The sequence below is a fragment of the Delftia sp. CH05 genome (assembly GCF_009827015.1).
In the GTDB taxonomy this organism is placed as follows: domain Bacteria; phylum Pseudomonadota; class Gammaproteobacteria; order Burkholderiales; family Burkholderiaceae_C; genus Comamonas; species Comamonas tsuruhatensis.
In genome coordinates this window covers 1-24720 of the sequence record NZ_WUMG01000023.1, presented here as the reverse complement: position 1 = coordinate 24720, position 24720 = coordinate 1, and the positions used below count along the sequence as shown (strand labels likewise).

22 protein-coding genes are annotated in these 24720 nt (G+C 64.1%); 12 read left to right on the top strand and 10 right to left on the bottom strand.

Features of this window, described 5'->3' with window-relative positions; all coding sequences use genetic code 11:
- Positions 1-29: 29 nt before the first annotated feature.
- The 6 genes from GRX31_RS17935 (at position 30) to GRX31_RS17910 (ending at position 7275) form a co-directional block, all read left to right on the top strand.
- Positions 30-1121: a nucleotide kinase domain-containing protein gene (locus GRX31_RS17935; protein ID WP_337193940.1), complete on the top strand. Its 1092-nt coding sequence runs from the start codon at positions 30-32 to the stop codon at positions 1119-1121.
- A complete protein-coding gene (locus tag GRX31_RS17930; protein WP_160854021.1) occupies positions 1121-2041 on the top strand; it encodes a nucleoside triphosphate pyrophosphohydrolase family protein in 921 nt (306 codons plus the stop codon). The genes GRX31_RS17935 and GRX31_RS17930 overlap by 1 nt, the downstream gene beginning before the upstream one ends.
- Positions 2042-2077: 36 nt before the next feature.
- A complete protein-coding gene (gene acpS, locus GRX31_RS17925; RefSeq protein WP_160854019.1) occupies positions 2078-2491 on the top strand; it encodes a holo-ACP synthase in 414 nt (137 codons plus the stop codon).
- A gap of 126 nt (positions 2492-2617) precedes the next feature.
- The gene (locus GRX31_RS17920; RefSeq protein WP_160854017.1) at positions 2618-4348 is read left to right on the top strand and encodes an ATP-dependent nuclease; all 1731 of its coding nucleotides are present in this window, start codon (positions 2618-2620) and stop codon (positions 4346-4348) included.
- Positions 4335-5753, top strand: a complete 1419-nt coding sequence (locus tag GRX31_RS17915; RefSeq protein ID WP_160854015.1) for a UvrD-helicase domain-containing protein — start codon at positions 4335-4337, stop codon at positions 5751-5753. Before GRX31_RS17920 ends, GRX31_RS17915 begins: the two co-directional genes overlap by 14 nt.
- A gap of 76 nt (positions 5754-5829) precedes the next feature.
- The gene (locus GRX31_RS17910; RefSeq protein WP_160854013.1) at positions 5830-7275 is read left to right on the top strand and encodes a hypothetical protein; all 1446 of its coding nucleotides are present in this window, start codon (positions 5830-5832) and stop codon (positions 7273-7275) included.
- Positions 7276-7601: 326 nt separating this feature from the next.
- Here GRX31_RS17910 and GRX31_RS17905 read toward each other — a convergent pair whose 3' ends face one another.
- Positions 7602-9473 (bottom strand): DUF2075 domain-containing protein, encoded by a 1872-nt coding sequence (locus GRX31_RS17905; RefSeq protein WP_017406803.1) that lies wholly within the window; start codon positions 9471-9473, stop codon positions 7602-7604.
- Positions 9470-9844: a nucleotide pyrophosphohydrolase gene (locus GRX31_RS17900; protein WP_016448215.1), complete on the bottom strand. Its 375-nt coding sequence runs from the start codon at positions 9842-9844 to the stop codon at positions 9470-9472. Before GRX31_RS17900 ends, GRX31_RS17905 begins: the two co-directional genes overlap by 4 nt.
- A 319-nt stretch (positions 9845-10163) precedes the next feature.
- Here GRX31_RS17900 and GRX31_RS17895 point away from each other — a divergent pair, with 319 nt between their 5' ends.
- Both GRX31_RS17895 and GRX31_RS17890 read left to right on the top strand, forming a co-directional pair.
- On the top strand, positions 10164-11306 hold the full coding sequence (locus GRX31_RS17895) for a DUF3883 domain-containing protein (RefSeq protein ID WP_016448214.1): 1143 nt from the start codon (positions 10164-10166) through the stop codon (positions 11304-11306).
- Positions 11307-11463: 157 nt separating this feature from the next.
- A complete protein-coding gene (locus GRX31_RS17890; protein ID WP_034364426.1) occupies positions 11464-12750 on the top strand; it encodes a M16 family metallopeptidase in 1287 nt (428 codons plus the stop codon).
- 60 nt (positions 12751-12810) lie between these two features.
- On the opposite strand, the gene GRX31_RS17885 is transcribed toward GRX31_RS17890, so the two are convergent.
- Positions 12811-13170, bottom strand: a complete 360-nt coding sequence (locus tag GRX31_RS17885; RefSeq protein WP_237426717.1) for a 5-carboxymethyl-2-hydroxymuconate Delta-isomerase — start codon at positions 13168-13170, stop codon at positions 12811-12813.
- A gap of 45 nt (positions 13171-13215) precedes the next feature.
- Positions 13216-14196 carry a Bug family tripartite tricarboxylate transporter substrate binding protein gene (locus tag GRX31_RS17880; protein WP_160854011.1) on the bottom strand — a complete coding sequence of 327 codons (981 nt, stop codon included), beginning with the start codon at positions 14194-14196 and terminating at the stop codon, positions 13216-13218.
- A gap of 105 nt (positions 14197-14301) precedes the next feature.
- Between GRX31_RS17880 and GRX31_RS17875 the strand changes: the two genes are divergently transcribed.
- Positions 14302-15246, top strand: coding sequence for a LysR family transcriptional regulator (locus tag GRX31_RS17875; RefSeq protein ID WP_227740785.1), 945 nt, complete (start codon positions 14302-14304; stop codon positions 15244-15246).
- Between the two features lie 40 nt (positions 15247-15286).
- On the opposite strand, the gene GRX31_RS17870 is transcribed toward GRX31_RS17875, so the two are convergent.
- The 3 genes from GRX31_RS17870 to GRX31_RS17860 are packed head-to-tail and all read right to left on the bottom strand — an operon-like array spanning position 15287 to position 17762.
- A complete protein-coding gene (locus GRX31_RS17870) occupies positions 15287-15586 on the bottom strand; it encodes a putative quinol monooxygenase (RefSeq protein ID WP_012204863.1) in 300 nt (99 codons plus the stop codon).
- A gap of 3 nt (positions 15587-15589) precedes the next feature.
- Positions 15590-16609, bottom strand: a complete 1020-nt coding sequence (locus tag GRX31_RS17865; RefSeq protein ID WP_160854009.1) for a zinc-binding alcohol dehydrogenase family protein — start codon at positions 16607-16609, stop codon at positions 15590-15592.
- A 46-nt stretch (positions 16610-16655) separates the two neighbouring features.
- Positions 16656-17762 carry an alkene reductase gene (locus GRX31_RS17860; protein ID WP_016448207.1) on the bottom strand — a complete coding sequence of 369 codons (1107 nt, stop codon included), beginning with the start codon at positions 17760-17762 and terminating at the stop codon, positions 16656-16658.
- Positions 17763-17982: 220 nt separating this feature from the next.
- Here GRX31_RS17860 and GRX31_RS17855 point away from each other — a divergent pair, with 220 nt between their 5' ends.
- The gene (locus GRX31_RS17855; RefSeq protein ID WP_160854007.1) at positions 17983-18543 is read left to right on the top strand and encodes a dihydrofolate reductase family protein; all 561 of its coding nucleotides are present in this window, start codon (positions 17983-17985) and stop codon (positions 18541-18543) included.
- 29 nt (positions 18544-18572) lie between these two features.
- Here GRX31_RS17855 and GRX31_RS17850 read toward each other — a convergent pair whose 3' ends face one another.
- The 3 genes from GRX31_RS17850 to GRX31_RS17840 form a co-directional block, all read right to left on the bottom strand.
- Complete coding sequence (locus GRX31_RS17850; RefSeq protein WP_160854005.1) at positions 18573-19523, bottom strand: LysR substrate-binding domain-containing protein; 951 nt, start codon at positions 19521-19523, stop codon at positions 18573-18575.
- 133 nt (positions 19524-19656) lie between these two features.
- Entirely contained in the window at positions 19657-21171 is a 1515-nt protein-coding gene (locus tag GRX31_RS17845) for a 4-hydroxyphenylacetate 3-hydroxylase family protein (protein ID WP_043790223.1), read from the bottom strand.
- A complete protein-coding gene (locus GRX31_RS17840) occupies positions 21171-22319 on the bottom strand; it encodes a branched-chain amino acid ABC transporter substrate-binding protein (protein ID WP_160854003.1) in 1149 nt (382 codons plus the stop codon). The genes GRX31_RS17845 and GRX31_RS17840 overlap by 1 nt, the downstream gene beginning before the upstream one ends.
- A 289-nt stretch (positions 22320-22608) precedes the next feature.
- Between GRX31_RS17840 and GRX31_RS17835 the strand changes: the two genes are divergently transcribed.
- The gene (locus GRX31_RS17835) at positions 22609-23526 is read left to right on the top strand and encodes a branched-chain amino acid ABC transporter permease (RefSeq protein ID WP_160854001.1); all 918 of its coding nucleotides are present in this window, start codon (positions 22609-22611) and stop codon (positions 23524-23526) included.
- Positions 23526-24707: a branched-chain amino acid ABC transporter permease gene (locus GRX31_RS17830; protein WP_026062742.1), complete on the top strand. Its 1182-nt coding sequence runs from the start codon at positions 23526-23528 to the stop codon at positions 24705-24707. The genes GRX31_RS17835 and GRX31_RS17830 overlap by 1 nt, the downstream gene beginning before the upstream one ends.
- The last annotated feature ends 13 nt before the right edge of the window (positions 24708-24720 follow it).

The window sequence follows — 24720 nt, the reverse complement described above, 5'->3', positions numbered from 1 at the left end:
AGAGCTGTGTGCCTTCGGAGAATGACCCTGTGGCCGCTCCAGCACCGACCGTTGGTCCGACGCACCTGCTGCCGATCAAGGTCACGCCGGTGTTTGATAGCTACTGGCGGTTCGCAGTGGAGCGGCAGAACGTGTTCTGCCAGAGGCTGAAGGGCAAACCCGCGCCATGGACCAGTGATCCGGTGATCTCCGTCCACAAGTTTACGAACGCGTATCGCGCTTCGGATCGCGTCAGCCAGTATCTGATCAGGCATGTGATCTACCGCAATGATCTTCCACAGTCGACGTCCGAGGTGCTCTTCCGCACCTTGCTGTTCAAGTTGTTCAACAAGATCGAGACCTGGAAGTTGCTTGAACACACTTTCGGTGAGATCACGTTCAAGAACTACAAGTTCGAGCACTACGACAAGGTTCTGAGCCAGGCGATGAGGGCAGGGGGGCGAATCTACTCAGCCGCCTACATCATGCCGCCCGGAGGTTCCGCTTTCGGGCATACGGCCAAGCATCAGAACCATTTGCGCCTACTGGAACGAATGATGGCTGACGACCTTGCGGGCCAGTTGGCGCAGTTGAAGAAGATGCAGACCGCGTTCGAATTGCTCAGAAGCTACCCAACGATCGGGGACTTTCTGGCATATCAGTTCGTGACGGACATCAACTACAGCGAAGTCACCGACTTCTCGGAAATGGATTTCGTCATACCAGGCCCTGGTGCTCGGGACGGCCTCAGGAAGTGCTTCAGCGACAGCGCAGGCCTCAATGAGGCAGAGCTGATCCGATTGATGGCTGACAACCAGGAGCGCGAGTTTGAGCGGCTCGGCATCAAGTTCGAATCCCTGTGGGGGCGCAGGCTGCAATTGATCGATTGCCAAAACCTTTTTTGCGAGGTTGACAAGTACGCGCGGGTGGCCCACCCGGACGTGGCCGGCATCTCAGGGCGGACACGCATCAAGCAGAAGTTCTCTCCCACCGGACCGTTGGACCTGCCTTGGTATCCACCCAAATGGGGTATCAATTCGAAGATTGAGGCGGACCTTTCGGGCCGTGCCAGCCTTAAACAGGGTGAGAAGTCTGCGAACAGGTCAATTGCCCAGTCAACCTTGGACTTAGGAAGCTCGTAATGAACTTGAACACCTACCAGCAAGAAGCACAAATGACCGATCGCGTTCCTTCGCGACAGAAAAGTGGCGATGCAGGAACCGATCTCGTGGTTCCCTTGCTCGGGCTGGCAGGTGAGACGGGCGAACTGCTCAGCGAGTACAAGAAGCACCTTCGAGATGGTGATTCCCATCTCCTGTTCAAGGAGCGCGTGTCGGAAGAGTTGGGCGACTTGCTCTGGTACATCGCAAACGTCGCTGCGAAGTTCGATCTCAAACTGAGCGATGTCGCGCAAGCAAATCTGAAGAAGACCCGGGACCGTTGGGGGCCGCAGGATACAGGGGCGCTCGCTTTCGATGCCGAATTCGAAGAGAACGAGCGGTTGCCTCGACGTTTCGAAGTTGAACTCAGCGAGGTCATCGTCAAGGGGCGAACGAAGATTCGGATGCGCGTCAACGGCAAGAAGTTCGGTGACGACTTGACCGACAACGCTGATGACCCTGATGGCTATCGATTTCACGACGTCTTCCATCTGGGCTACGTCGCGGTACTCGGCTGGTCGCCCGTTATTCGGAAACTTCTGAAAAGGAAGCGCAAGAGCGATCCTCAAGTAGACGAGGTGCAGGACGGCGGCAGAGCCCAGGTTCTGGATGAGGGTGTTGCGGCGCTGGTTTTCGACTACGCGAAGGAGCATCGGTGGCTCGAAGGTGTCACCGACTTGGACTACAAGTTGCTACGTACGGTCAAAGGCGTGACGTCGCTCCTCGAAGTACGTGAGCGGTCGCTAGGTGAATGGCAGCGCGCGATCTTGGTCGGATTCGAGGTTTGGCGCCAAGTCCTGAGTGCTGGTGGCGGGAAGATATTGGTTGATCAAGACGCGAAGAGCCTGACCTTTCTTGGTCCACCGAAAAGCGCTCGGCGGAAGCCTGCTCACAATCCTTGATGCTATTCGAATGAGCTAGTGACGGGAGGCCCAGGAATGACCGACGAAACGCAGCTTTTGAATTTTCGGAATGTTGTGGCCCATGGCGTGGATGTTGTCGACACCGCGGATTTTGCTCGCCTCGTAAACAAACAGGCGAGCGACTTCTTGGATCGCTACTTCACGACTGCAGAATTGGCTACCGCGGATGAGGGCGGCGACAGAACAGAAAGACTTGCGTCGCGCTTTGCCGTCAAGGAGGCCGTACTGAAAGCACTCGGCACGGGTTGGGGCGATGGCATCGCTTTTACGGATGTCGAGGTTGTCTCTCAGCGGAGTGGCGCACCGGCTGTCGTACTACACCGCCGATTGGTGAAAATTGCGAGTGAGCGGGGGATCGCCCATTGGTTGGTGAGCGCCAGTCACACAAGCTCGATTGCGATAGCGAGTGTCATCGCTTTGGCAGCGTAGGTACTGCTAGTTGTCTGCAGCAGGGGTGCTTTCAGGCTGCGGAAATAGTCGAAAAGTGCGCAGCAGTGCTTCCTCACCAAAACTTTCTAAAGCGGGAAAAGCCGCACACCATCACAGGGGCACCCAATGGCAAGAATAAGAAAAATCGAGATAGCCAACTTCCGTGGCATTCAGCAACTGGTGTGGTGTCCATCGCCTGGCATCAATTGTTTGATCGGCACGGGCGACAGCGGAAAATCCACAGTGCTGGATGCGATCGATCTGTGCTTGGGTGCTAGGCGCAATGTCCAAATTTCCGACGCTGACTTTTTCGGCCTAGACATCACCGCTCCAATCAGCATCACGCTGACGCTGGGCGCGCTGGATGACAGCATGAGTACGCTGGAGAGCTTCGGTGCGTTTCTGCGCGGCTATCACGCCGCCACGGGCCTCGTAGAAGACGAGCCGTCCGCCGGTGCAGAAGTGGTTCTCTGCTTGAATTTGACCGTCGCCAGCGACCTGGAGCCATCCTGGACTCTCATCTCCGACCGCGCCGCCCAGCAAGGTCTGGTGAAGACCCTCGCGTGGAAGGACCGTCTGGCCTTGGCGCCGACGCGGATCGGTGCGCTCGCTGACTACAACCTGGCTTGGCAGCGGGGCTCGGTCCTGAACCGCATCTCGGAAGAACGCGCTGATGCGTCGGCGGCACTCGTGAAGGCTGCACGGGATGCGCGCGGCACCTTTGGCGACCAGGCCGAGCAGCAATTGGGAGAAGCGCTGGGGATCGTCGCCGCGACCGCCCAGGAACTCGGCGTCCACATTGGCGCGAAGGCGAGGGCACTGCTCGACTCGCATTCCGTGTCGTTCGGCGGCGGGACCATCTCTCTGCACAACGAGGGCGGCATCCCGCTTCGCAGTCTCGGCGTCGGGTCCACGCGCCTGCTGGTTGCCGGTCTGCAGCGCAAAGCGGCCAGTCAGACGACGATCGTCCTTTCGGACGAGCTAGAGTACGGCCTTGAGCCGCACCGCATCGCCCGGTTTCTCGGCTCTCTCGGAGCGAAGGAAGCGGCCCCGCTGCAGGCGTTCCTCACCACGCATTCTCCAGTGGCACTCAGGGAGTTGTCGGGCGGCCAGCTTTTCGTGCTGCGCCGCAGTCTTCACGGCCACGAGTCCCGCATGGTGGGGACCGATAACGACACGCAGAGCACCATTCGCCTCTATCCCGAGGCCTTTCTGGCTGGCTCCGTGATCGTGTGCGAAGGGGCCAGCGAGATCGGACTCCTGCGTGGTCTGGATTTGCACCGGGTCGAACACGGCGGCGTGTCGCTGGCAGCACAGGGCATTGCCATGGTCGATTGTGGCGGTGGCGAGCCCGACCGGCCCTATGCCCGCGCGGCGGCCTTCCAGTCATTGGGTTACAGGGTCATGGTGGTACGTGATGACGACAAGAAGCCCACGCCTGTCGTCGAGCAGGCATTTCTGCAGGGCGGTGGTGCGGTCGTCGCCTACCGCGCAGGCCGCGCATTGGAGGACGAACTGTTTGGCAGTCTCACGCCGGTGGCCTGCCAGCACTTGATCAAATATGCCCACGACCTGCATGGCGACCTGATTCACGAACACCTGCGCACGGTCTCTAACAACACGCTGACCGTTCAGGCCGTCTGGGACGAAATCCAGAACACGCAAGCGCTGTCAATGCCAAACCGAGCCTTGCTCGGGCAGGCGGCGCGCATCCGCAAGGCCGGTTGGTTCAAGTCCATCTCCTGGATGGAGGACGTAGCAAGGAGCATCGTGGCGCCGGACTTGCCGCTATGCGATCCAGGCTTCAAGGCACTGGTGGACCAGGTATCTGCGTGGGCTGCTCATGGGCCCCGCTGAAATCGACCTGCGCGCGATTGCCCGCGGCACGGTTACGGCACCGGCCGGGTGCGGCAAGACGCAGTTGATTGCCCACGCCCTGGCCGCGCACGGAGGTCGCAAGCCCATTCTCGTGCTCACGCACACTAACGCTGGCGTGGCGGCGCTTCGTGGCCGTCTGGACCGTGCCGGTGTGCCACACAGTGCTTATCGATTGAGCACCATCGACGGCTGGGCCATTCGGTTGATTGCGAGCTTTCCGGGTCGCAGCGGTCATGACCCGGACATCCTGCGACTCGCCACGCCGGCGCGAGACTACCCAGCGATCCGCGAATTCGCCTGGAAGCTGTTGCAGGCCGGGCACATCAGCGAGGTACTGAGAGCGTCCTATGCGCACCTCATTGTTGACGAGTACCAGGACTGTTCGGTGCCTCAGCACTATCTCGTCTACTTTCTCTCGCTGATCCTGCCGACCTGCGTGCTTGGCGATCCGATGCAGGGCATCTTCGGCTTCGGTGGCAACGCCTTGGCCAACTGGGAGCAGCAAGTGTGCGCGCATTTCCCGGTCGTGGCGGAACTGGCCACGCCGTGGCGGTGGCGCAATGCCGGTGCGGAAGCACTCGGACAATGGCTGCTGGAGGCCCGCCGTCTGTTCGTGGCTGGTCAATCGGTGGATCTGCGCACCGGACCACCAGCACATGTGACGTGGGTTCAGACCATCCCGCCCAACGACCACCCGCAGCGACTGGCTGCCGCGCGGACGCTGCCGCCCACCGCGGACGGGCGCGTGCTGATCATTGCTGACAGCCGCAACCGTTCGAGCCAGCAGAACTTTGCAAGCCAGACGCCAGGGGCCTCGACCGTTGAGGCAGTCGATTTGCAAGACCTCATCACCTTCGGCAACGATTTCGATGTTGCGTCTGCGGGGGCCATGGGGCAGTTGCTGGCGCTGGCGCAAAGCGTCATGACCAACGTGGGTGTCGCAGAGCTGACACGGCGTCTGGAGTCGTTGGCTCGAGGAACCGCAAGGAATCCGCCCTCCACAGCGGAGAGCAGTGCCTTGGCGTTCCAGCGCGGCCCGTCCATCGCCGCTGCTGCAACACTGTTGTCGGAGTTGCGCGAAATGCCGAACGTGCGCGTGCATCGGCCCGCCATTCTTTACGGCGTGCTCAAGGCGATGCGTGGGGCCTCGGCAGGAAACGTCCCGCTTGCGGAGGCTGCCAGGCGAGTGCGCGAAGAGAATCGATTATTGGGCCGCCCGTTGCCCAAGCGTGCGGTCGGCAGCACGCTTCTGCTCAAAGGGCTGGAGGCGGAAGTGGCGGTGGTGCTGAATACGGAGGGCATGAGCGCACAGCACTTGTATGTGGCCATGACCCGCGGATCAATGAAGCTGGTTGTGTGTAGCGCCAGCCCCATATTGGGCTAAGCAGGAGGGAGAGATGGTAAGAGAGAACAAGTTTGCAAGCTCGGGTGGTGCAAAAGAGACGCCGCCTGGGAAGCTCATGGAGACCATCGTCGAGGACGTGATCACGGCGAATGCGATGACCTTTGCACAGTGGCATGCCCTCAGCGCGAACCCCTTGGTTCCGCTTGCCATTCCGGTGTCGCAAGGCGGGCAGTATCGGATCACACAAGCTGGCGTGGACGCAGCTCACTTGCTGTCACAGCAAAGCTGGAGATCACGCGAAGCGCTGCGCCAGACAATTGACCGGGAGGCGTTCATGAAGCTTTCGTTCCAGGCCATCGGGGACACGCTCCGCGACGGCCAATCGCACCTTCCAACAGTATCGGACGGCCAGAATGAGCAGGACGTGGTGCTCGGTGACGATTTTTACGCTGTGCTCGCCGACGACTATCAAGCTCGCCTGCAGCAACTTGCCACCAGTGCAAGTCCCGACGTTGACTGGCATATCCCATGCCATCTGTTTCACTCGGATCAAGCCGTGCCGGCATTCGCCGTGGGACCAGTGCGATTCCTGCCCAGAGCGGAATGGCTCGATTCCTTTGTCAAGGACTCGGAAGTTCGAGAACTCATCCACCATGTCGAGTCTCGTGAACTGGATATGGATGAGTTGACCGCTCGATCAACTGCCGCCGAGAGTGGTCGCCGTGCGTCGCATGCGTTGGATGTTCTGCGCACGCTGCGGCATTACAGCTGGGTAGCGACCATCCGGATGGAAGGGCATGAGCATGCGCGGTCTCATTTCAAAGCGTCGGTGGTGGTGGGACTTGCGATTGACGCAATCGGACTGAGATTCCAGATCGAGGATGCGCGACGATTTACGAAAGCCGGCCGGCAGCATCTTTTTGCAGAGGACCGGTTCGCGACCACGCTAGACGGACGGATATTGCATGGGTCGAGCGTACAGATGCCTGGCCTTGGCGGACGTCCGGGTGCGCTGGCTGCCAAGATGGCGGGCGAGCAATCCTTCCTGGATGCTGCCGGGTGCATCTTGCAGAGCTACGTCGATGGACGACGAAGCGGACATGCGCTGCATCTCGTCGAACGCTGGGCCAATGCGCTGTACTGGGTCGGTGAAGCTCGTCGCGAGGCTTCCGACTTCATGGCAGTGGTCAACTATGGCTGTGCCGCTGACGGGCTGTCGGGCGCAAGCGGCAAGGCGAACGATATGACAAAATTCGCCGAAGCCGCGCTCAAGCCTGAGGGTGAGACCGTACCCGAGGGCGCGCTTACGGTGGATGCAGCCGTCCACAAGGTCTACCGAGAAGGCCGCAACAAGCTCGCCCACGGCGAAATGTCGGGACTACTGGAGGACCTTGCAGAGCCGCGCGCAGTCGGCGAAGCGCTGCTGTCTGCACTGTTCGATGTTGTGACGCCGGTGTTGGCTGATCTCTTGCAGAACGAGCCGAACCTGCCGAAGCTGGATGAGAAGCGGGCCTATCGTCTGCTTGAAGCAAAACTGGCAGCGCGCAAAGCAAACGCTTGACTTGACGACCGGATCGTGACACGCAAGCGGAAACTGGCGCCGACTTCCTGTATCCTTCCAGTTGATTGATGATGGTGTCGCTAGAGTTGCTCTCCCGCAAATCGCTCCATCTCCCGCGCCAGCAAAAGATGTGCGCTTCTGTCGGTAAAAGCGACGGTAAGGCCCCATGTCGATCACAGCCAATCCCTTTAACCACGCGGGTTTGGGCGTCTTGTTGATGATGGAGTGGGAATGATTGCGCAATAGGAAACGGCCGGGGTCGTCCGGCCGTATTTCCGAATCAAGCCCGCGGCACTGCGGGCTTTTTTCTGCCCGCCCGCCGTTGTTCAGTGGGATGCTGGAATAGCCGAATGCTCGCGCAGGTATGCCCTCAGCTTCGCGTCCGTGGCATACACATAGCACCCCTTCATGCCACGGGTCATCAAGGTGCGATAGGTGTTCTTGATGATGCTTTCCGCCAGCCGTGCGGCCTCGGCAGGCTGCTCCTTCGTCATCTTCACGAATCCCTTCATGGTCTTGTCATGTCTGTCCCTGGCTCGGGGCACTGCCACCAGCGTGTCGCCCATGATGGTCAGGTCTGGCCCGATGATGACTCCCACATAGTCCACTTCCAGCCCCTGGCAGGTGTGTATGCAGCCGACCTGTGCCACAGAGTTCGGTGCCACGATCCAGAGGCTGCCGTCCTGGTCCAGATTCCATTGGCGCTCGTAGTCTCCGATGACTACGTCCATAAGCTTGGGATTCTTCTTGCTGTTCCATGGCCAGCAGTAACCAGCCACAACGCGTGCCCGGTTGTTGGCGTTCTTCGTCTCGATGGCCTTGTGCAGATCCGAGGGGTCGTCAAACACCTGAAAGTCAAACGGAATATCTGCAAGGCTAGGGTTGGCGGTAGTTCGGATCTGCAACGTATGGTCTACCCAGGCCAGATAGCCGTCGGAGCCGGCGCACCGAAATTGGGAAGTCAGCGAATATTCCTCTACCTCAGCATTCCGCTCGGCTGCAAACTTGCGGATGATCTCCTTGGAACCTACATCCTTGAGAGTCACGCGCTGGTCTTCGTCGATGAAAAAGATGCTGCACTTGGCAGCTTCTATCAGCTCCTTGACCTGATGGGTGCCCAGATTCCCATAGAAGCCGCTTTTTTCGGTTAGGCGATGTGCTTCGTCCACGACCAAGACATCAAAGGCATCCTGCACGGTTTCCGTGAAGGAGCCTGATCCGCCGAAAAGATTGACCAGATGTGCGTTGTCGCGCGTCTGTATCAGCTTGTCGCTATAGACAGCGCGTGGGGCAGCGTTCTTGGAAATGTATTTGACGGTCAAGCCTTCGCGCAGAGCCGCAAGCAGGTTGACGGCGATCACCGACTTGCCGGTTCCAGGACCGCCCTCAATGATCAAGACGCGAGGCCTGCCGCTGGCGCTGGCCTGGCGGCATGCGGCCTTCGCAGCCTCGAACACTTCCTTCTGGTCGTCGATTAGCGCGAACTCGCTGTTGCCCTTCAGCAGCTTGCCGACCACATCCGCCAGCGCTTTGGATGGCCGCATCCTTCCTCGTTCAAGATCGAACAGCACCTGGCGGCCTCGGCCATGCCGGATGTGCTGTTTGATGAACTCGCGGAGTTTCTTGCGGTCTTCATCACCTTTCAGGAACAAAGGTGCCCGCTCGATATAGGGCTGGTACTGGGGGGAGTCGATGATGCCATCGGCGGCATAGTTGTGCAGGTAGGCGCAAGGCTTCAGCTGCAGCCCGCCGTCATAGATGGCCTCGTTGAACCCCTCCAGAAATGCCGTGTACGACCACGCCTGGTAGCTGGGGTGAATGCGCGCCTGGTCAGGGCGCATTCCACCGCGCAAAAGCACGATGGCATCGCGGTCGGTGGCGCCGACCGATGACCATTGCTTGAGTTCGACCACCACCAGCCGTCGAGAGCCGTCGTCGGCATGTCCGGCAAGAATGACATCGATGCGTTTTGACGATTGCGGCAGGATGAATTCGACAGCGACCCCGATGTCGGGTGCGATTTCCGGGTCACGCAGAAGGCGGGCAATGTAGCCCAGCGACTCGCGCCATGATCGGATCTCCGCCTTGGCTACCTTGCGGTGAGTCGCTGCCTGGTACTTCGCGTAGATGACGTCTTCAATATCGCGTTCGTCGTAGTCGAGCAGGAATTGTGTCTTCTCGGCCTGATAAACGATCATGGCTCGGGCAGCTGGTCGTATTTGGTGCTGACGCCGCGCGACGCCTCGACAGGGTATTTGGCGGCGTTGGAAGCCAGCTTGCTGGCGATGGCTGCGTTGAGGTCCACGTCCAGCACATCCGCCAAGCGGATGAGGTACAGGGCGACATCGGCCAGTTCGTCGCGTACCGCCGAGGCGGTTTTAGGATTCGAGGCGGCCGAATGAGAGTCGGCCTCGGTCATCCATTGGAATATTTCGGTCAACTCACCCACCTCGCCCGAGAGAGCCATGACCAGATTCTTGGGTGAATGGAATTGCTGCCACTCCCGCTCTTGCGCAAACTGCCTCAGCGCGTGTACCGCGCCCGTCACGTCAATCAGACTTTTGTCCACATCCAGACCCTTTCGGAACGGATTGTTACCTATTCTGCAGTTCCTAGGACTCAGAGACCTGAAGTATCGCTGCGCCTAGGAAGATTCTGAGCCCGGGCGAGGCTTGGATGTAAGAACTAGCCGCCTGATTCCCAGGCCAGGTGCAAGCACTTGCGCGCAGACAGACGAAGTCCAGTGTTCCCCATGAAAGACATGGCTGCTACCAGACCAAGCATGCGTTTGTAACGTAAAGTACTATTTCTTTGCAATTTGCTGTGTGCTGCTGCGGACCTAGCCCGTGGGTATTGATTCCGCATGAAGATACTTCTCCCAAACGCTGATGGCTGTTGAAATCTCTCGCCTTCAAAGTCCTGCGGCCGTTCAGGCGGCGTTGGACGAGTTTTCACGTCTTGGTCGGACGGCATTCCTGAAGCGATACGGATTCGGAAAATCGCGCGATTTCTTGGTTCGCAATGCAAGAACCGGGCAGCTATGCGACTCCAAGGCCATCGTCGGAGCTGCGTTCGGCCATCAGTTCCCGCAGGAGGGACCGCTCAAGCCGACTGATTTCTCCGGTGGAGAGGCCACCGTCGTTCCTCGATTGCAGCATCTGGGCTTCGATGTCGTGCGCATTGGTGAAGACTGGACCTTCGATGAGGTGCAGGCCACGGTCGCGTCATATTTCGAGATGCTTTTGCTGGAGGCCGAGCAGCAGCGCTACACCAAGACCGAATTCAATGCGCAGTTGCGCCAGCGGCTGCGTGAGCGCAGCAAGGGATCGGTGGAGCTGAAGTTCCAGAACATCAGCGCCGTCCTGCATGACCTGGAGCTGCCCTTCATCCGCGGCTACAAGCCCCGGAGCAACGCTCAGCTTCTGTTGCGTCAGGCGGTGCAGCAGTTCGTCCTGAATCAGCCGGGCCTGGTTTCCCGTGTGGTGGATGCGATGGAGGAGGTCAAGACGTCTGCTGAGCAGAGCTTTCATGCCTGCCTGGTTGAACCGCCTGCGCTGGAGACAGTGGCGCAGTTGGCGAAAGACGGCGCCAAGGTCAGATTTCCACGCAAGACGAACTGGGCCCAGCGGGATGAAGCCAACCGGCATCTTGGCCGTGCCGGAGAGCAGTGGGTCATCGGATTCGAGCAGCGGCGACTTGTCCATGCCGGGTATCCGGAGCTTTTCCAGCAGCTGGACTGGGTGTCTGACCGGCTCGGCGACGGGAGCGGCTACGACATCCTCTCGCATGAGCGGCCCGGCGAGCATCGCTTCATCGAGGTCAAGACCACCAATGGCGGGCATGCCTCGTCCTTCATCATCAGCCGCAACGAACTGGATTTCGCAGCAGAGGCCGGGGATGCCTTCCATCTCTACCGGGTTTTTCAGTTCCGGGAGGAACCAAGGCTCTACATCCTGAACGGGCCGCTGGCGGACCAGCTGCACCTGGAGCCCATCGATTTTCGGGCGTCGTTCCGGCGCCTGGTGGGGTAACGCGCAGGTCGGCCGGGCCAGAGCTCCCCGCAGCTTTGAGCACAGGCACATGAAAGAGGGCTGAAGAGGGCTGCCCTGCGCATCCTCTGGAGCGCGACGACAATAGCCCATGATTCAAGAAAAGCCCCTGGCGGCAACCGAACTGGAGCGGCCTGCCATGGCCTTGCGCACTCTTGCGAACGGAGTCCGGCTGCTGGCTCTGCCCATGCCGCATTTGCAGAGCGTCAGCGTGGGTGTGTTCCTGCGCGTGGGCTCCCGCGACGAGACCTCCACCAGCAACGGCATCAGCCATGTGCTGGAACACATGGCGTTCAAGGGCACGCACACGCGTTCCGTGCAGGAGATTAACCTGGATGCGGAGCGGCTGGGTGCGGAGGTCAACGCCTTCACCGGCAAGGACATCACCGGCTATTTCATGACCGGCCTGGGCTGGCATGCGCAGGCCTTGCTGGGAATGATTGCGGACATCGTGCTGAACAGCGTGTTTCCCGAGCATGAATTGCAAAGGGAGCTGCAGGTGATCCGGCAGGAGGCCATCGAGTACGAAGAGGACCCGGAGGACAGCGCCGGCGATCTGCTGGACCGCGCCATCTGGGGCGACGACCCCATGGGCATGCCGGTGATCGGCACGGTGGCCAATATCGAAGGCTTCACGCGGCAGGATCTGGTGCGCCATGTGCAGTCCCATTACGTGGGAGAAAAGACCGTCGTCGTCGCGGCCGGAAACTTCGATGTGCCGGCCTGGCTGGAGCAGGCGGCGCAGCTGTTCGCCGGCATGCCTGCGTCGGCCGATCCCGCTGTGGCGTTGCCCCCTCAGCCCGCAAAGTATGTGGGGCAGGCCCTGGCGCAACGCTTCACGCAGGTGTCCCAGGTGTTCGTGAACCTGGCCTATCCCCTGGTGTTCGAGCCGTTGCAGGGCGAGCATCCGCAGCGTGCGCGTCTCGTGGCCTCGCTGGCGGCCCATCTGCTGGGCGAGGGGATGTCGTCGCCCCTGGTCGATACCGTGCGCGAGCGGCTCGGACTGGCCTATACGGCCTATGCGGCGATGGAGGGCGGTGACGTCTGGGCCAATTTCATCGTGCATGCGGTCACGACGCCGGACAAGCTCGAAGCGCTGGTGGCAGCGACAGGCGGCCTGCTGCGCGCCCAGGCGGCCGGCATTGACCCCGTGCATCTGGAGCGGGCCAAGAACCAGCTGGCGGTCTCGCGGGTGCGCGCGGGCGAGCGGACCTACGCCACCATGGAGCGGGCTGTCGAGGACCTCTTTGCCCATGGCAGCGTGACATCCGTGGCCGAAACGCTGGCGATGATCGATGGCATCGGTGCCGAGGAAGTGCGCAAGGTCTTCGAGCGCATGCTGGCCCACCCTCCGGCGGTGGCCATCACCGGCAAGGGCGCCAATGCCCGGACCGTGCGGCAGCTGGCCGCAGGCCTGGCGGCCTGAGCCGGCAGCGCGCGGCCAGCGGCCAGCGGCCAGCCGCAACACATGGCGCTTTTCCCGTTGTCATGGAATTGGGGGAGCGGACTGCGGCGCGTTCCATTGCCGCTTGAGGTAGTGCGACTTCGGGTGCTCCTGCAGGAACACGCAGCACTGCACCCACGCCGCTGACTCCGGGTGCGCGTCGACGGCGCGCGAGAGATGCTCGAACACGGCCTCGGCCATGGCCGAGCACATCTGCGGCGGGCGCGGGTTGGTCAGCGTCAGGGTGGCGATCAGTTGCTGCGCGTGGGGGTCCTCGCCGCACAGTCCGACGGCGATGGGTGCCACGCGCGACTTCAGGTCCGCGAGCCGTGCCCATCCGCGCTCGGCCAGCGCAAGGTGCATGGCGTGCAGGACCGGCTCCCACTGGATCGACGGGAGCAAGGATGGCGATACCTCGATGGCGATGTGCGGCATGGGGCGGCGCCTTCAGTCGAGCTTGATGCCGACTTCGCGGATCAGCGTCTGCCAGCGTGCCCGCTCGCTGTCCAGCAGGCGTGCGAATGCCTGGGGCGAGTTGTCGATGGGCACCGAGCCGAGTTCGGCCAGCCTGTCCTGCGTGGCCTTGGCCGCCAGCGCCGCGCCTATGTGCTTGACCAGCCAGGCCTTGCGGTCGGCCGGGGTCGCGGCGGGCGCGAGGAAGCCGTACCAGCCGCTGATCTCGGCGTCCACGCCGGATTCCTTGAGCGTGGGCACGCCGGGCAGCGCGGGAATGCGCCTGGCGGACGTCACGGCCAGCGCCTTGAGGCGCCCGCTTTGCACATGCTGCAGGATGGCCGGCGTGGCTTCGAACACCATCTGCACCGTGCCGCCCAGCACGTCGTTGAGTGCAGGCGCGGAGCCGCGGTAGGGAATGTGCAGGATCGAGGTGCCGGTCTGGCGCTTGACGAGTTCTCCCGCCAGGTGCTGCGGCGTGCCGTTGCCGGCGGATGCGTAGGAGAACTTGCCCGGGTTCTTGCGCAGCCATTCGAGCGCCTCCTTGGCCGTGGTCGCCGGGAAGGAGGGATGCACGGCCCAGATCAACGGCACCGAGGCGGCCCATGCCAGCGGTGTGAAGTCCTTGGCCGGATCGAAGTTGAGCCTGGAGTACAGCGCCGGGTTCGCGGCCATGGGGCCGAGTGCGCCCAGCAGCAGCGTGTAGCCGTCGGCCTCGGCGCGTGCTGCCGCCTCCGTGCCGATGTTGCCGCCCGCACCGCTGCGGTTGTCGACGATCACCGTGCTGCCGCTGTCCGACTGCAAGGCATTCGCCATCAGGCGGGAGACGGCATCGGTGGTCGCACCTGCCGGATAGGGGCAGATGATGCGTATGGGCTTGGAAGGGAATGCCTGTGCGCGCGCCGAGGGGCTTGCGCCCAAGGCTGAAATGGCCGTCGCCGTGCTGGCGTACTGAAGGAAGTTGCGTCGTTTCATCGGTGCTCTCGTGACCAGAGTTGTCTCGTGGCCGTAGTGTCGGCAGGCCCTTGTTTCTTCGCAATTCGCATTTTCTGGCCGCGCCTATCGGATAATCCGATGGCCATGTCCGCACGCAGCCGCGACCCCCTCGATCTCGTCTCATTGCGCCAGTTGCGCTACTTCGTGTCGGCGATGCGGGCGCACAGCTTCAGTGCGGCATCACGCGATGCCTCGATCTCGCAGGCGGCGCTGTCGGAGCAGATCGCCTTGCTGGAATCGACCCTGGACGTGCAGCTGTTCGACCGTGCGAGCGGGCGCGCCGTTGCCACGGCCTCCGGACATGAGCTCGACCGCCGGGTGTCGGCCTGCCTCAGTGAGCTGCAGGCGGCGCTGCGCGACGTGCAGGCGCGTGCGAGCACCGTTGCGGGCCTGGTGCGCATCGGCCTGGTGCAGTCCTACGCGGGATGCTGGGTACTGCCCGTCGTGCGCAGGGCCCAGGCGCAGTGGCCGCAGCTGGCGATCGCACTGCGCAGGCGCACCGCACAGGCCTTGGTGGAGGGCGTGTTGCGTGGCGATTTCGATCTTGCCGTCAGCTTCGACCCGGAGCCGCATGCCGATCTGGAGATCCTGGCCTGCTTCGACGAGCCCGTGGTGGCCGTGGGATTGAAGCCCCGCCGGCGGCGACGCCTGCTGGAGCTCAGCGAGGTCGCGAACCACCCCCTGGCCTTGCTGCCAAGCGAATACGCCATGCGGCGCCAGCTCGACAACGCCTTTGCGGCGCAGGGGCTGAAGCCGGGCGTGCATCTGGAGTCCGATACGCTGGAGGACCTGGTGCATGCCGCCCGTGAAAACGGCATGGTCGCGCTGCTCAACGGTGCCGCGGCAATGAGCCTGGACGTGCAGGACGCAGTCCCGTTGGCCGAAAGAAATCTGGGCCGGCAAGCCTGCCTGGTGCGCTCGCGCAGCCGTCACCACGGCTTTGCCGCCCAGTACGTATGGGACCAGCTGTCGGCGGCAACCCCCACGCTGCCGCCAGCGTGGGGGCGGCGCGTTGCAGCCGCGCGCTAGTCGTCGGCCGGATCCGTACCGCCCGGACCCGTACCGCCCGTCAGGGCACTTCCTTCAGGCCCACCAGTTGCAGGGGGCGTGCCAGCAGTTCGTCGAAGCGTTTCTCGAACGCCTTGAAGTACGGCATGCTGAAGTGCGCATCCAGCGCTGCCTGGTCCCTGAATGACTCCCGCATGTAGAAGGTGCCGGGGGTGTCCGCCAGTTCGAACAGCGTGTAGTCCAGGCATCCGGCCTCTTGCCGGGTGAATGGCACCAGCGCGCGCAGGGCGTCGCGCAGCTGGTCTTGCTGGCCGGCCTTCGCCTCGAGGATGGCCAGGTTGAAAATGGTCTCTGTCTTCATGGCTCAGCCCCAGTTCTCCAGCACCACCTTGCCGCGCGCCTTGCCCGACTCGATCAGGGCATGGGCGCGCTTGAGGTTGTCGGCGTTGATGCTGCCGAAGCGCTCGGCCAGCGTGGTGCGGATCAGGCCGGCATCGACCAGTGCGGCAACCTCGTTGAGCAGGCGGTGCTGGCCGATCATGTCGTCGGTGCCGAACAGGGCGCGGGTGAACATCAATTCCCAGTGCACCGACACCGACTTGCGCTTGAGCTTGGTGATGTCCAGCGACGCGGGATCGTCGATCAGGCCGAATTTTCCCTGGGGCGCGATCGCCTCGACGATCTGTGCGAAGTGCAGGTCGGTCTGCGTGAGGCTCACGATGTGGTCCACCGTGGGAAAGCCGAGGCGCTTGAGTTCGTCGGCAATCGGCTGGCTGTGATCGATCACGTGGTGGGCGCCGAGCTCCTTGACCCAGGCCTGCGTCTCGGGCCGCGATGCGGTGCCGATGACGGTAAGGCTGGTCAGCCGCGTGGCCAGCTGCGTGAGGATGGAGCCCACGCCGCCGGAGGCGCCGATGATGAGCAGCGTCTTGTGGCTGGGGTGCTTGCCCGGCGCGATGCCCAGGCGGTCGAACAGCATCTCCCACGCGGTGATGGCGGTCAGGGGCAGGGCCGCCGCCTGTGCGAAGTCCAGCGACTTGGGCGCGTGGCCCACGATGCGCTCGTCCACCAGGTGCAGTTCGCTGTTCGTGCCAGGGCGCGCAATGGAGCCGGCGTACCAGACGCGGTCGCCCGGCTTGAACAGCGTGACTTCGGGGCCCACGGCCTTGACGATGCCGCTGGCATCCCAGCCCAGCACCTTGTGCGTTTGCCCCTCGGCGGGCGCGCCGCTGGCGCGCACCTTGGTGTCCACCGGATTGACGGACACGGCCCTGACTTCGACCAGCAGGTCGCGGCCGGTGGCCACGGGATCGGGCAGGGTGATGTCGATCAGCGATTCGGGTTGGCTGATGGCCTGGGGCTTCTGGTATCCAACGGCTTTCATGGTCGTGCTTTCAAAGGTTGAGGAAGAGGGGAGAGCAGGGAGGGCTTCAGGCGGTGGCGAGGGCTGCGTAGTCCGAGTAGCCGCGTGCGTCGCCGCCAAACAGGGCCTTGGGATCGAATGCGGCCAGCGGCGCCTGGGCGGCGTAGCGCGCCGGCAGGTCCGGGTTGGCAATGAAGGGGCGGCCGAAGGCGACGAGGTCTGCCAGGCCCTCGTGCAGGATGGCTTGGGCGCGCTCCGCGTCGTACTTGCCCGCAACGATCACCTTGCCCTGGTAGGCGCGGCGCAGCGCGTGGCGGAAGTCCTGCGGAATCTCGGGCGCATCGTCCCAATCGGCTTCCGACAGGTGGATGTAGGCCAGGCCGATCTCGTCGAGCCTGCTGGCCAGATGCAGGATGGTCTCGATGATCTGCGGGCAGTTCATGTTGCGCTGCGTGATGAAGGGCGCCAGGCGGATGCCGGTGCGCTCTGCCCCGACCTCGCCCGCCACGGCGGCCGCGACCTCTTCGGCGAAGCGCGTGCGCTGGGCGATGCCGCCGCCGTAGGCGTCGGTGCGGTGGTTGGAGGTGGTGCGCAGGAACTGATCGATCAGGTAGCCGTTGCCGCCGTGGATTTCCACGCCATCGAAACCGGCACGCATCGCATTGGCCGCGCCCCTGCGGAAGTCGCCGATCACGTCCTGGATGTCCTGTGCGCTCAGTGCGCGCGGTACGGGGCAGTCGACCATGCGGCCGACACCGTCGTCGCCGACCACCCAGACCTGCGCTTGGGGCGACAGCGCCGAAGGCGCGACCGGCAGGCCATCGGCGTGAAAGCTGGCATGCGACATGCGGCCAACGTGCCACAGCTGCAGCACCATGCGCCCGCCGGCGGCGTGCACCGCGTCCGTGACGCGGCGCCAACCGTCCACCTGCGCCTCTGAATAGATGCCGGGGGTGAAGCTGTAGCCTTGGCCCTGGCGGGAGATCTGGGTGGCTTCCGAGACGATCAGGCCGGCGCTGGCGCGTTGTGCGTAGTAGGTGGCCATCAATGCGTTGGGCACGTCGCCTGGCTGGCTGGTACGGCTGCGCGTCATGGGGGCCATCACCATGCGGTTGGGCAGGCTGAGCGGGCCGAGCTGCAGGGGGCGAAACAGGGGCGTGGAGGCGGTGGTCATGCGGTTCCTTGGCGGAGCTGTAGAGGTGTTGGGGCGGGAGCGGAAACCCGGTTCGCAAGTCGTCTGGGCATGGAGCGATGTTGACCTGGGTGTTTCAATTGAAAAAGACCCGCAGGACTGAAGGCGGCTTCAAAAGAAATTTGACGATGGGGTCCAGGCGCGGCCTGCACGACACCCGGGCGGATGGCCGTGCCGCGCCTGCCTGGCTACCATCTCCCCCATGAAGACCCAATACTTCGCCGCCACCTCACTCGACGGATTCCTGGCCACCGAGGACGACTCCCTGGACTGGCTGTTCCCGCTGGGCGACATGCAGGCCACGGGCTACCCGGAGTTCATTGCCGGCGTGGGCGCGCTGGCCATGGGGTCGGCCACCTACGAATGGATGCTGCGCCACGCGGAGACGGTGGCCAGGGAGACCGGGGCGGCGTGGCCCTATACGCAGCCTGCCTGGGTGTTTCCCAGCCGTGCGCTGCCTGGTATTCCGGGTGCCGATGTCCGGTTTGTCAGCGGTGATGTGCGTGCCGTGCATGCGCAGATGCAGGCGGCGGCAGGCGGGGGCAATCTCTGGATCATGGGGGGCGGAGACCTGGCGGGGCAGTTCTACGACGCGGGCCTGCTGGACGAGATGATCCTGAGCGTGGGCTCGGCCACGCTGGGCCGGGGCAAGCCGCTGTTTCCGCGCCGGGTGCTGCATCCGGTGCTGCGTTTGTTGTCCGTGCGGCAGATTGGCGAGGGCATGGCGGTGCTGCATTACGAGGTGCGCAAGAGCACCGCCTGACAGGCTCCCTGATTCGGTCTGCGCGCCGCTCAGTTCGCCTCTCCGCGCCCAGGCGCCGTCATCCCCGGAATGTATTCATTGGAGATGAAGCTGCGGCAGCGGTGCATGAAGGCTTCCACCACATGGCGGGGCTTTTGTTCGCGGGCCCAGGCCAGGCCCAGTTTCATGGGGCGGTGGTTGCCGTTCAGGTGCAGGTTGACGATCTTCTTGCCGTCCAGCGCATGGGAGTTGCGCGGGCGCACGTTGACCAGGGAGTAGCCCACGTCGTTGGCGACCAGGGAGCGCACCACGTCGGGGCTGGCGCTGCGGGCCGCGATCAGGGGCGAGACGCCGGCTTCGCGGAACAGCGACATGAAGTATTCACGGCTCAGGGGCAGGTCCAGCAGGACCATGGGCAGCTGGGCCAGCGCCTCCAGCGTGGTGGAGCGGTGGTTGGCCAGCGGATTGAGTTCGCTGACGATGACCATGGGCGGCAGCTGGGCCAGGGGCTCGAAGCAGATGTCCGATTCGGCCACCAGCAGGTCGTAGGTGATGGCGACATCGATCTGCGCGGTGCGCAGCTTGTGGATCAGGCCTTCCTGGTGGTCCTCGATCTGCGTGACCGTGGCCTTGGGGTGTGCGCGCGCGAATCCCTGGCACAGCTCGGGGGCGACCATGGCCGCCAGCGTGGTGAAGCAGCCCACGCGCACGGGGCCGCGCACCTGGCTTTGCGCGCTGCTGGCCACGTCGTACAAGGCCATGGCCTGGTCGAGCAGGTTGCGGATTTCCCGCAGGACCTCGGCGCCTGCGGGCGTGACGGACAGGCCTTGCGCATGGTGGCGCACGAACAGCGGCACCTGCAGCTCCGCCTCCACCTGGGTGATGGCCGATGAGATGGACGAGGGCGAGACGTGGATGCGGTTGGCGGCCTCGGCAATGCTGCCGAACTCGCCCGCTGCCACGCAGTATTCCAATTGTCTGAAGGTCAGTCGTGTCAGCACGGTGTGCAAGAGGTGGAGAGGGGGAGGGCGGCCAGGGTGACCTGCCGCGTAGTTGACCAAGCGGCGGACCGCGCTGCAAGAGGCCCTTCCCGCAAGACGCCTGCATTGTGCGGCGGTCGGGTCCCGGCAGCCTTCAGTCGCTGGCGTTGTGATTGCGAAACCATTGCGCCACCGCACCGTCGCCCTGGGCCGGCGCCTGCGTGGCCTTCACGCGGTCCGTCAGCCCGGCGGACTTGCCCACGAAGTCCAGCGGCGCATCCCAGTTGAAGTGCCGGTACACGGCCGCCGTCTGGGCGTAGGGCGGGCATTGCGCAAACAGCTGGAAGCTGAGCCGGTGGCCGGCGTGGTCCGAGTCGAGCAGGTCGCGCGCATAGGCCAGCAGCCTGCGGCGGTCGTCGGCCTGCGATTGCGGGCCGAGCGTGTAGAACTTGCGCAGCCAGGGGCCGGTTTCCTCATTCTCGAAGCTGGCGTGGTCCGGCGTCAGGCAGACCTGGCCGCCGCACAGCTCGCGCACGGTGTTCATCATGTGGTGCAGCTGGCCGGTGGCCAGCGACCGTCCCGTGAACAGCAGGGACTGGTTGGGCATCATCAGCCCGGCCGGGCTGCGCTCGGCCAGCGCGATGGCGGCCGTGAGGTGGGCGTTGATGCCTTCGCGGTAGCAGGCCAGGCCGGCCAGCCTGTCCTGCACGGCCTGCAGCTTCTCCACGCCGGTCTGGCGCGCGTTGTGCAGGGCCGTGCCTATCAGCATGTCGGCCAGCTTGAGGCTGCGCTGCAGGAAGGTGAAGGCCGAGTAGCGGTGCAGCGTCTCGCGCAGGAAATGGGCGGCCCGGGTGTGGCGGTAGAACAGCACGTTCTCCCAGGGAACCAGCACGTCGTCGAAGACCACGATGGCATCCACTTCGTCGAAGCGATGGCTCAACGGATGGTCCTGGGTCGATGCGCGGGCGGCCAGGCCCGGGCGGCAGATGAAGCGCAGGCCGGGCGCGCCCAGGTCGCAGATGAAGCCTATGGCGTATTCGGACTGCGCCGCGTCGCCCCAGTGCGCCAGCCCCGGCTTGGTGAAGGCCTGGTTGGCATAGGCGGCGGCGGTCTCGTACTTGGCGCCGCGCACGATGACGCCTGCATCGGTCTCCTTGACCACATGCAGCAGCACGTCGGGGTCCTGGTCCTGCGGCAGGCGCGAGCGGTCGCCCTTGGGGTCGGTGTTGGCCGATACGTGGAACAGGTCGCCACGCACCACGCGGCGGATGTGGGTGCGGATGTTGGCGGAAAAGCGCGGGTCCAGCTCGTTGAGCACGTCCTGGCCGTCGAACAGCGACCACATCTCGCCCACGCTCTCGTCGCCCACGCGCATGACCACGCCGCCCATGTCCTCCAGCAGCAGGTCGGTGGCGCGGCGCTTGTCCCACCAGTCCTGGCGCGTCAGCGGCAGCTTGTGGGCGATGGGGTGGCGCTCGCCGTCGCCTTCGTCGTAGGTGAGCGCGTCGCGCAGCGCGGCCTCGTGCTGCAGGTCGTACATGCGTGCACGGATGTCCACCAGCGGCTTGAACATGGGGTGGGTGGTCACATCCTTGACGCGCTCGCCGTTCATCCAGACCCGCCGGCCATCGCGGATGGAGTCGCGGTACTGGCTGCCTGTCCTGATCATCAGCGGCTGGCCCACTTGCCGTCTTTGACCTCGTGCAGCTGCAGCTCCACGGGCACCTGCGTCTGGCCGTTGGCATCGAAAGTCACGGTACCGGTCACGCCTTCGTAGCGTATGGCGCGGATGGCCTTGGCCACGGCCTGCCGGTCCTTGGTGCCTGCCGTCTTGAGCGATTGCAAGAGGATGCCGGTGGCGTCGTAGGCGTACTTGGTGTACGGGCTCTCGGAGTCGGCATAGCCCTTGGCGGCATAGGCGCGGCTCATGGCGTCCAGCCGGGGGTTGGTCTGCGATTTGGGCGTGCCGACGATGGTGCCGTCCGCGGCCGGGCCGGCGATCTGGATCAGCTGCGGGTCGAAGATGCCGCTGATGCCCAGCATGGGCTGCTTCATGCCCAGCTCGGCCATCTGCTTGCGCACGATGCCGGCCTCGGTGATCACGCCGCCGAAGTAGACCGCGTCGGGGTTCAGGCTCTTGATCTTGGTGAGGATGGAGCGGAAATCCGTGGTGCCCACGGGGTAGCTTTCCTCGGCCACCACGCTGCCTTTTTCTGCCTTGTAGAAGCTGCCGAACGAGGCCAGGTTGGCACGCCCGTAGTCGCTGGTGTCGGCAATGATGGCGATCTTTCTTGCGCCCAGGCCCGTGGCGGCCCAGGCGGCCAGGGGCTTGTTCTCGTTGACCAGGGTGGGCGTCACGCGCGTGGTGTTGGCGAAGTTCTGGTCGGTGATCTTGGGGCCGATGGCGCCCCAGACGATGAAGGGCATCTGCACGCGGTTGAACACCGGCAGCGTGGCCAGGGCCACGGGGCTGTTCCAGTGGCCGATGGCGCCCACCACGTCGCGGTCGTTGACCAGCTTGAGCGCGGCGGACACGCCGGTCTGCGGGTCGGAGGCATCGTCCAGCACCACGCCCTCCACCTTGAACGGCACGCCGGCCGTGGCATTCCACTGGTCGATGGCCAGCAGGAAGCCGTTCTTCGCGCCCAGGCCCTGCTGTGCGTTGCCGCCGCTGACGGGGCCGATGAAGCCCAGCTTCACGGTGGACTGGGACCAGGCCGCGCCGCAGGCCAGCGTGGCGGCGGCCAGCGCCAGGGCGGATGCGGCAAGGCGCCGGCGCGATGGCAGGAGGGCGGTGGATGTCGTGAAGGCTTGCATGGTCGGTCGGTCCTGTTCGGGTGAAGACGAAGGGCAGCCATGGCGGCCCGGGCGGGGCCCGGGGCGGCGGGGCGCCACGGTGCATGGCGGGCTGGCCGGCGCTGTCTGGCAACGCCGCCGGATCAATGTATCGCCGCACCGGCCCGGGACTGGATCGCGTTTTCCGAAGCAGCGCCTCGGCAAAAGCGACGCAGGTTTTGCGCGGTTTCTTGCTTCAATGGTTGCGTGACATGGAGACAAGCGAAGCCCCGCCAACCCGGCCGAACCCGACACAAGAGGAACCCTATCGATGCATGACGCGCTGTTCCAGCAACTCATCAACTGGCTGACCCTGGGCTGCATCTACAGCCTGCTTGCCCTGGGTTTCAGCCTGTTGTTTGGCGTGCTGCAGGTGATTCACTTTTCCCATGGCGACGTGGCCATGGTCGCCCCCTTCATCGCCCTGGCGGCCGTGCAGGCCCTGGCCGCCGCGCTGGGCGGCTCGGCCCCCTGGCTGGCGCTGGGTCTGGCCTGCCTGGTGGCCATTGCGGCGGTGGGAGGGCTGGGCGTTGCCCTGGACCGGCTGGTGATCAGCCGCTTTCGCACTGCGCCGGCCATGATGCCGCTGGTGGCCACGGTGGCGCTGGGCATCGTGATCCGCGAGCTGATCCGCCACCTGTACCCGCAGGGCAGCAATCCGCACGCGTTCCCGGCGATTGCGCAGGGGGCCGTTCCCACCCCGTTCGGGCCGCTGCCCCTGATCAGCGTGGTCTCGGTGCTGGTGGCAGTGGCGCTGGTGGGCGTGCTGCTCTATGTGCTGCACCACACGCCCATGGGCATGCGCATACGCGCCGTGTCGCAGGACCGCGAAACCGCGCGGCTGTTCTCGATTGCGCCGGGGCCGGTGTTTCGCAACACCTTCTTCATTGCCTCGGCCACCGGCGCGGTGGGCGGCATCTTCCTGGCCAGCTATGCGGGCGTGGTGCGCTTTGACTTCGGCGTGCAGGCGGGGCTGATCGGCTTTTCCGCCGCGGTGGTCGGCGGCCTGGGGCGGCTCGGGGGCGCCATTGTCGGCAGCCTGCTGATTGCGGCCATCGAGACCATCGTGCAGGGCTATGTGCCCAACGGCACCTCGTACCGCCTGGTGTTCGTGTTCGCCCTGGTGATCCTGGTGCTGATCTTTCGCCCCGCCGGCCTGTTCGGCGTTCAGAAAATGGAGAAGGTGTGATGCAGACAACGACGATACAGGCGCCGCCGCAGGCGGCACCACGGAGTGCGGGCTCTGCCGCCATCGTGCTGGGCGTGGCCCTGGCGGGCGCCGTGCTGCTGCGCCAGTTCCTGCTGGCCGAAAGCTGGATCACGGTGCTGGCGCTGCTGGCCTGCTTTGCCGTGGCCCTGGTCGCGGTGCAGAAACGCCCGCTGGTGGAAGACCGTATCGTGGCTGCCTTCGGCCAGTGCAGGCCGCTGGCCGTGGGCACGGGCGTGGTGCTGGCGCTGGTCTTTCCGTGGGTGCTGGGCGGTGACAGCTACGCCATGCACCTGATGATCATCGCCTGCCTGTACGCGGTGCTGGCGCTGGCGCTGAACTTCCAGCTGGGCAGCGCCAACATACCGAACTTCGCCACCGGCGCGTCCTACGGCATCGGCGCCTATGCGTCGGCCCTGCTGGCCATCCACTTCGGCGTGAGCTTCTGGATCTGCCTGCTGGTGGCCGCCGCCGTGGCCACGGTCTTCGGCTTTTTGCTGGGCCTGCCGTCCATGCGCACCCGCGACAGCTACCAGGCGCTGGTGACGATCGCTTTCGGCATCGTCGTGCACCAGCTGCTGATGAACCTGGAGTGGACGGGCGGCGCCAACGGCCTGGTGGGCATTCCTTCGCCCACATTGTTCGGGCATTCGTTCAACGACCCCATCACGCTGTGGGGCCACAGCCTGCCGGGCCAGGCCAACTTCTACTACGTGGCCGTCGCCCTGCTGGGGCTGGCCATCGTCTCGGCGCAGCGCCTGCACAGCTCGCGCGTGGGACTGGCCTGGAATGCCCTGCGCGACGACGAGATCGCCGCGCGCGCCTGCGGCATCAACGTCACCTGGTTCAAGGTCAAGGCCTTTGCGGTGGACGCCTTCCTGGCGGGCTTCGCGGGCACGGTGTATGCGTTCTATGTGAGCTTCATCTCGCCGGACAACTTCACCTTCCTGGTGTCGGTGACCATCATGACGCTGGTGATCGCAGGCGGCATGGACAACACGCTGGGCGTGATCGTCGGCGCCTTCCTGCTGACCATGCTGCCGGAGAAGCTGCGGGCGTTTTCCGACTACCGCATCCTGTTCTACGGCCTGGTGGTGATCGCCTTCCTCATCATCCGCCCGCGCGGCATCTTCCCCCAACGGGTGCGCAACCATGAGCATTGATTCCCCTCCCACC

Bases quoted from the DNA above. Each gene is read 5' to 3' on its own strand.
- GRX31_RS17830 (WP_026062742.1), top strand. From the start codon at position 23,526: ATGCAGACAACGACGATACAGGCGCCGCCGCAGGCGGCACCACGGAGT.
- GRX31_RS17835 (WP_160854001.1), top strand. From the start codon at position 22,609: ATGCATGACGCGCTGTTCCAGCAACTCATCAACTGGCTGACCCTGGGC.
- GRX31_RS17930 (WP_160854021.1), top strand. From the start codon at position 1,121: ATGAACTTGAACACCTACCAGCAAGAAGCACAAATGACCGATCGCGTT.
- GRX31_RS17875 (WP_227740785.1), top strand. From the start codon at position 14,302: ATGTCCGCACGCAGCCGCGACCCCCTCGATCTCGTCTCATTGCGCCAG.
- GRX31_RS17880 (WP_160854011.1), bottom strand. From the start codon at position 14,196: ATGAAACGACGCAACTTCCTTCAGTACGCCAGCACGGCGACGGCCATT.
- GRX31_RS17895 (WP_016448214.1), top strand. From the start codon at position 10,164: ATGGCTGTTGAAATCTCTCGCCTTCAAAGTCCTGCGGCCGTTCAGGCG.
- GRX31_RS17865 (WP_160854009.1), bottom strand. From the start codon at position 16,609: ATGAAAGCCGTTGGATACCAGAAGCCCCAGGCCATCAGCCAACCCGAA.
- GRX31_RS17920 (WP_160854017.1), top strand. From the start codon at position 2,618: ATGGCAAGAATAAGAAAAATCGAGATAGCCAACTTCCGTGGCATTCAG.
- GRX31_RS17855 (WP_160854007.1), top strand. From the start codon at position 17,983: ATGAAGACCCAATACTTCGCCGCCACCTCACTCGACGGATTCCTGGCC.
- GRX31_RS17910 (WP_160854013.1), top strand. From the start codon at position 5,830: ATGGAGACCATCGTCGAGGACGTGATCACGGCGAATGCGATGACCTTT.
- GRX31_RS17860 (WP_016448207.1), bottom strand. From the start codon at position 17,762: ATGACCACCGCCTCCACGCCCCTGTTTCGCCCCCTGCAGCTCGGCCCG.
- GRX31_RS17845 (WP_043790223.1), bottom strand. From the start codon at position 21,171: ATGATCAGGACAGGCAGCCAGTACCGCGACTCCATCCGCGATGGCCGG.
- GRX31_RS17890 (WP_034364426.1), top strand. From the start codon at position 11,464: ATGGCCTTGCGCACTCTTGCGAACGGAGTCCGGCTGCTGGCTCTGCCC.
- GRX31_RS17915 (WP_160854015.1), top strand. From the start codon at position 4,335: ATGGGCCCCGCTGAAATCGACCTGCGCGCGATTGCCCGCGGCACGGTT.
- GRX31_RS17905 (WP_017406803.1), bottom strand. From the start codon at position 9,473: ATGATCGTTTATCAGGCCGAGAAGACACAATTCCTGCTCGACTACGAC.
- acpS (WP_160854019.1), top strand. From the start codon at position 2,078: ATGACCGACGAAACGCAGCTTTTGAATTTTCGGAATGTTGTGGCCCAT.
- GRX31_RS17840 (WP_160854003.1), bottom strand. From the start codon at position 22,319: ATGCAAGCCTTCACGACATCCACCGCCCTCCTGCCATCGCGCCGGCGC.
- GRX31_RS17870 (WP_012204863.1), bottom strand. From the start codon at position 15,586: ATGAAGACAGAGACCATTTTCAACCTGGCCATCCTCGAGGCGAAGGCC.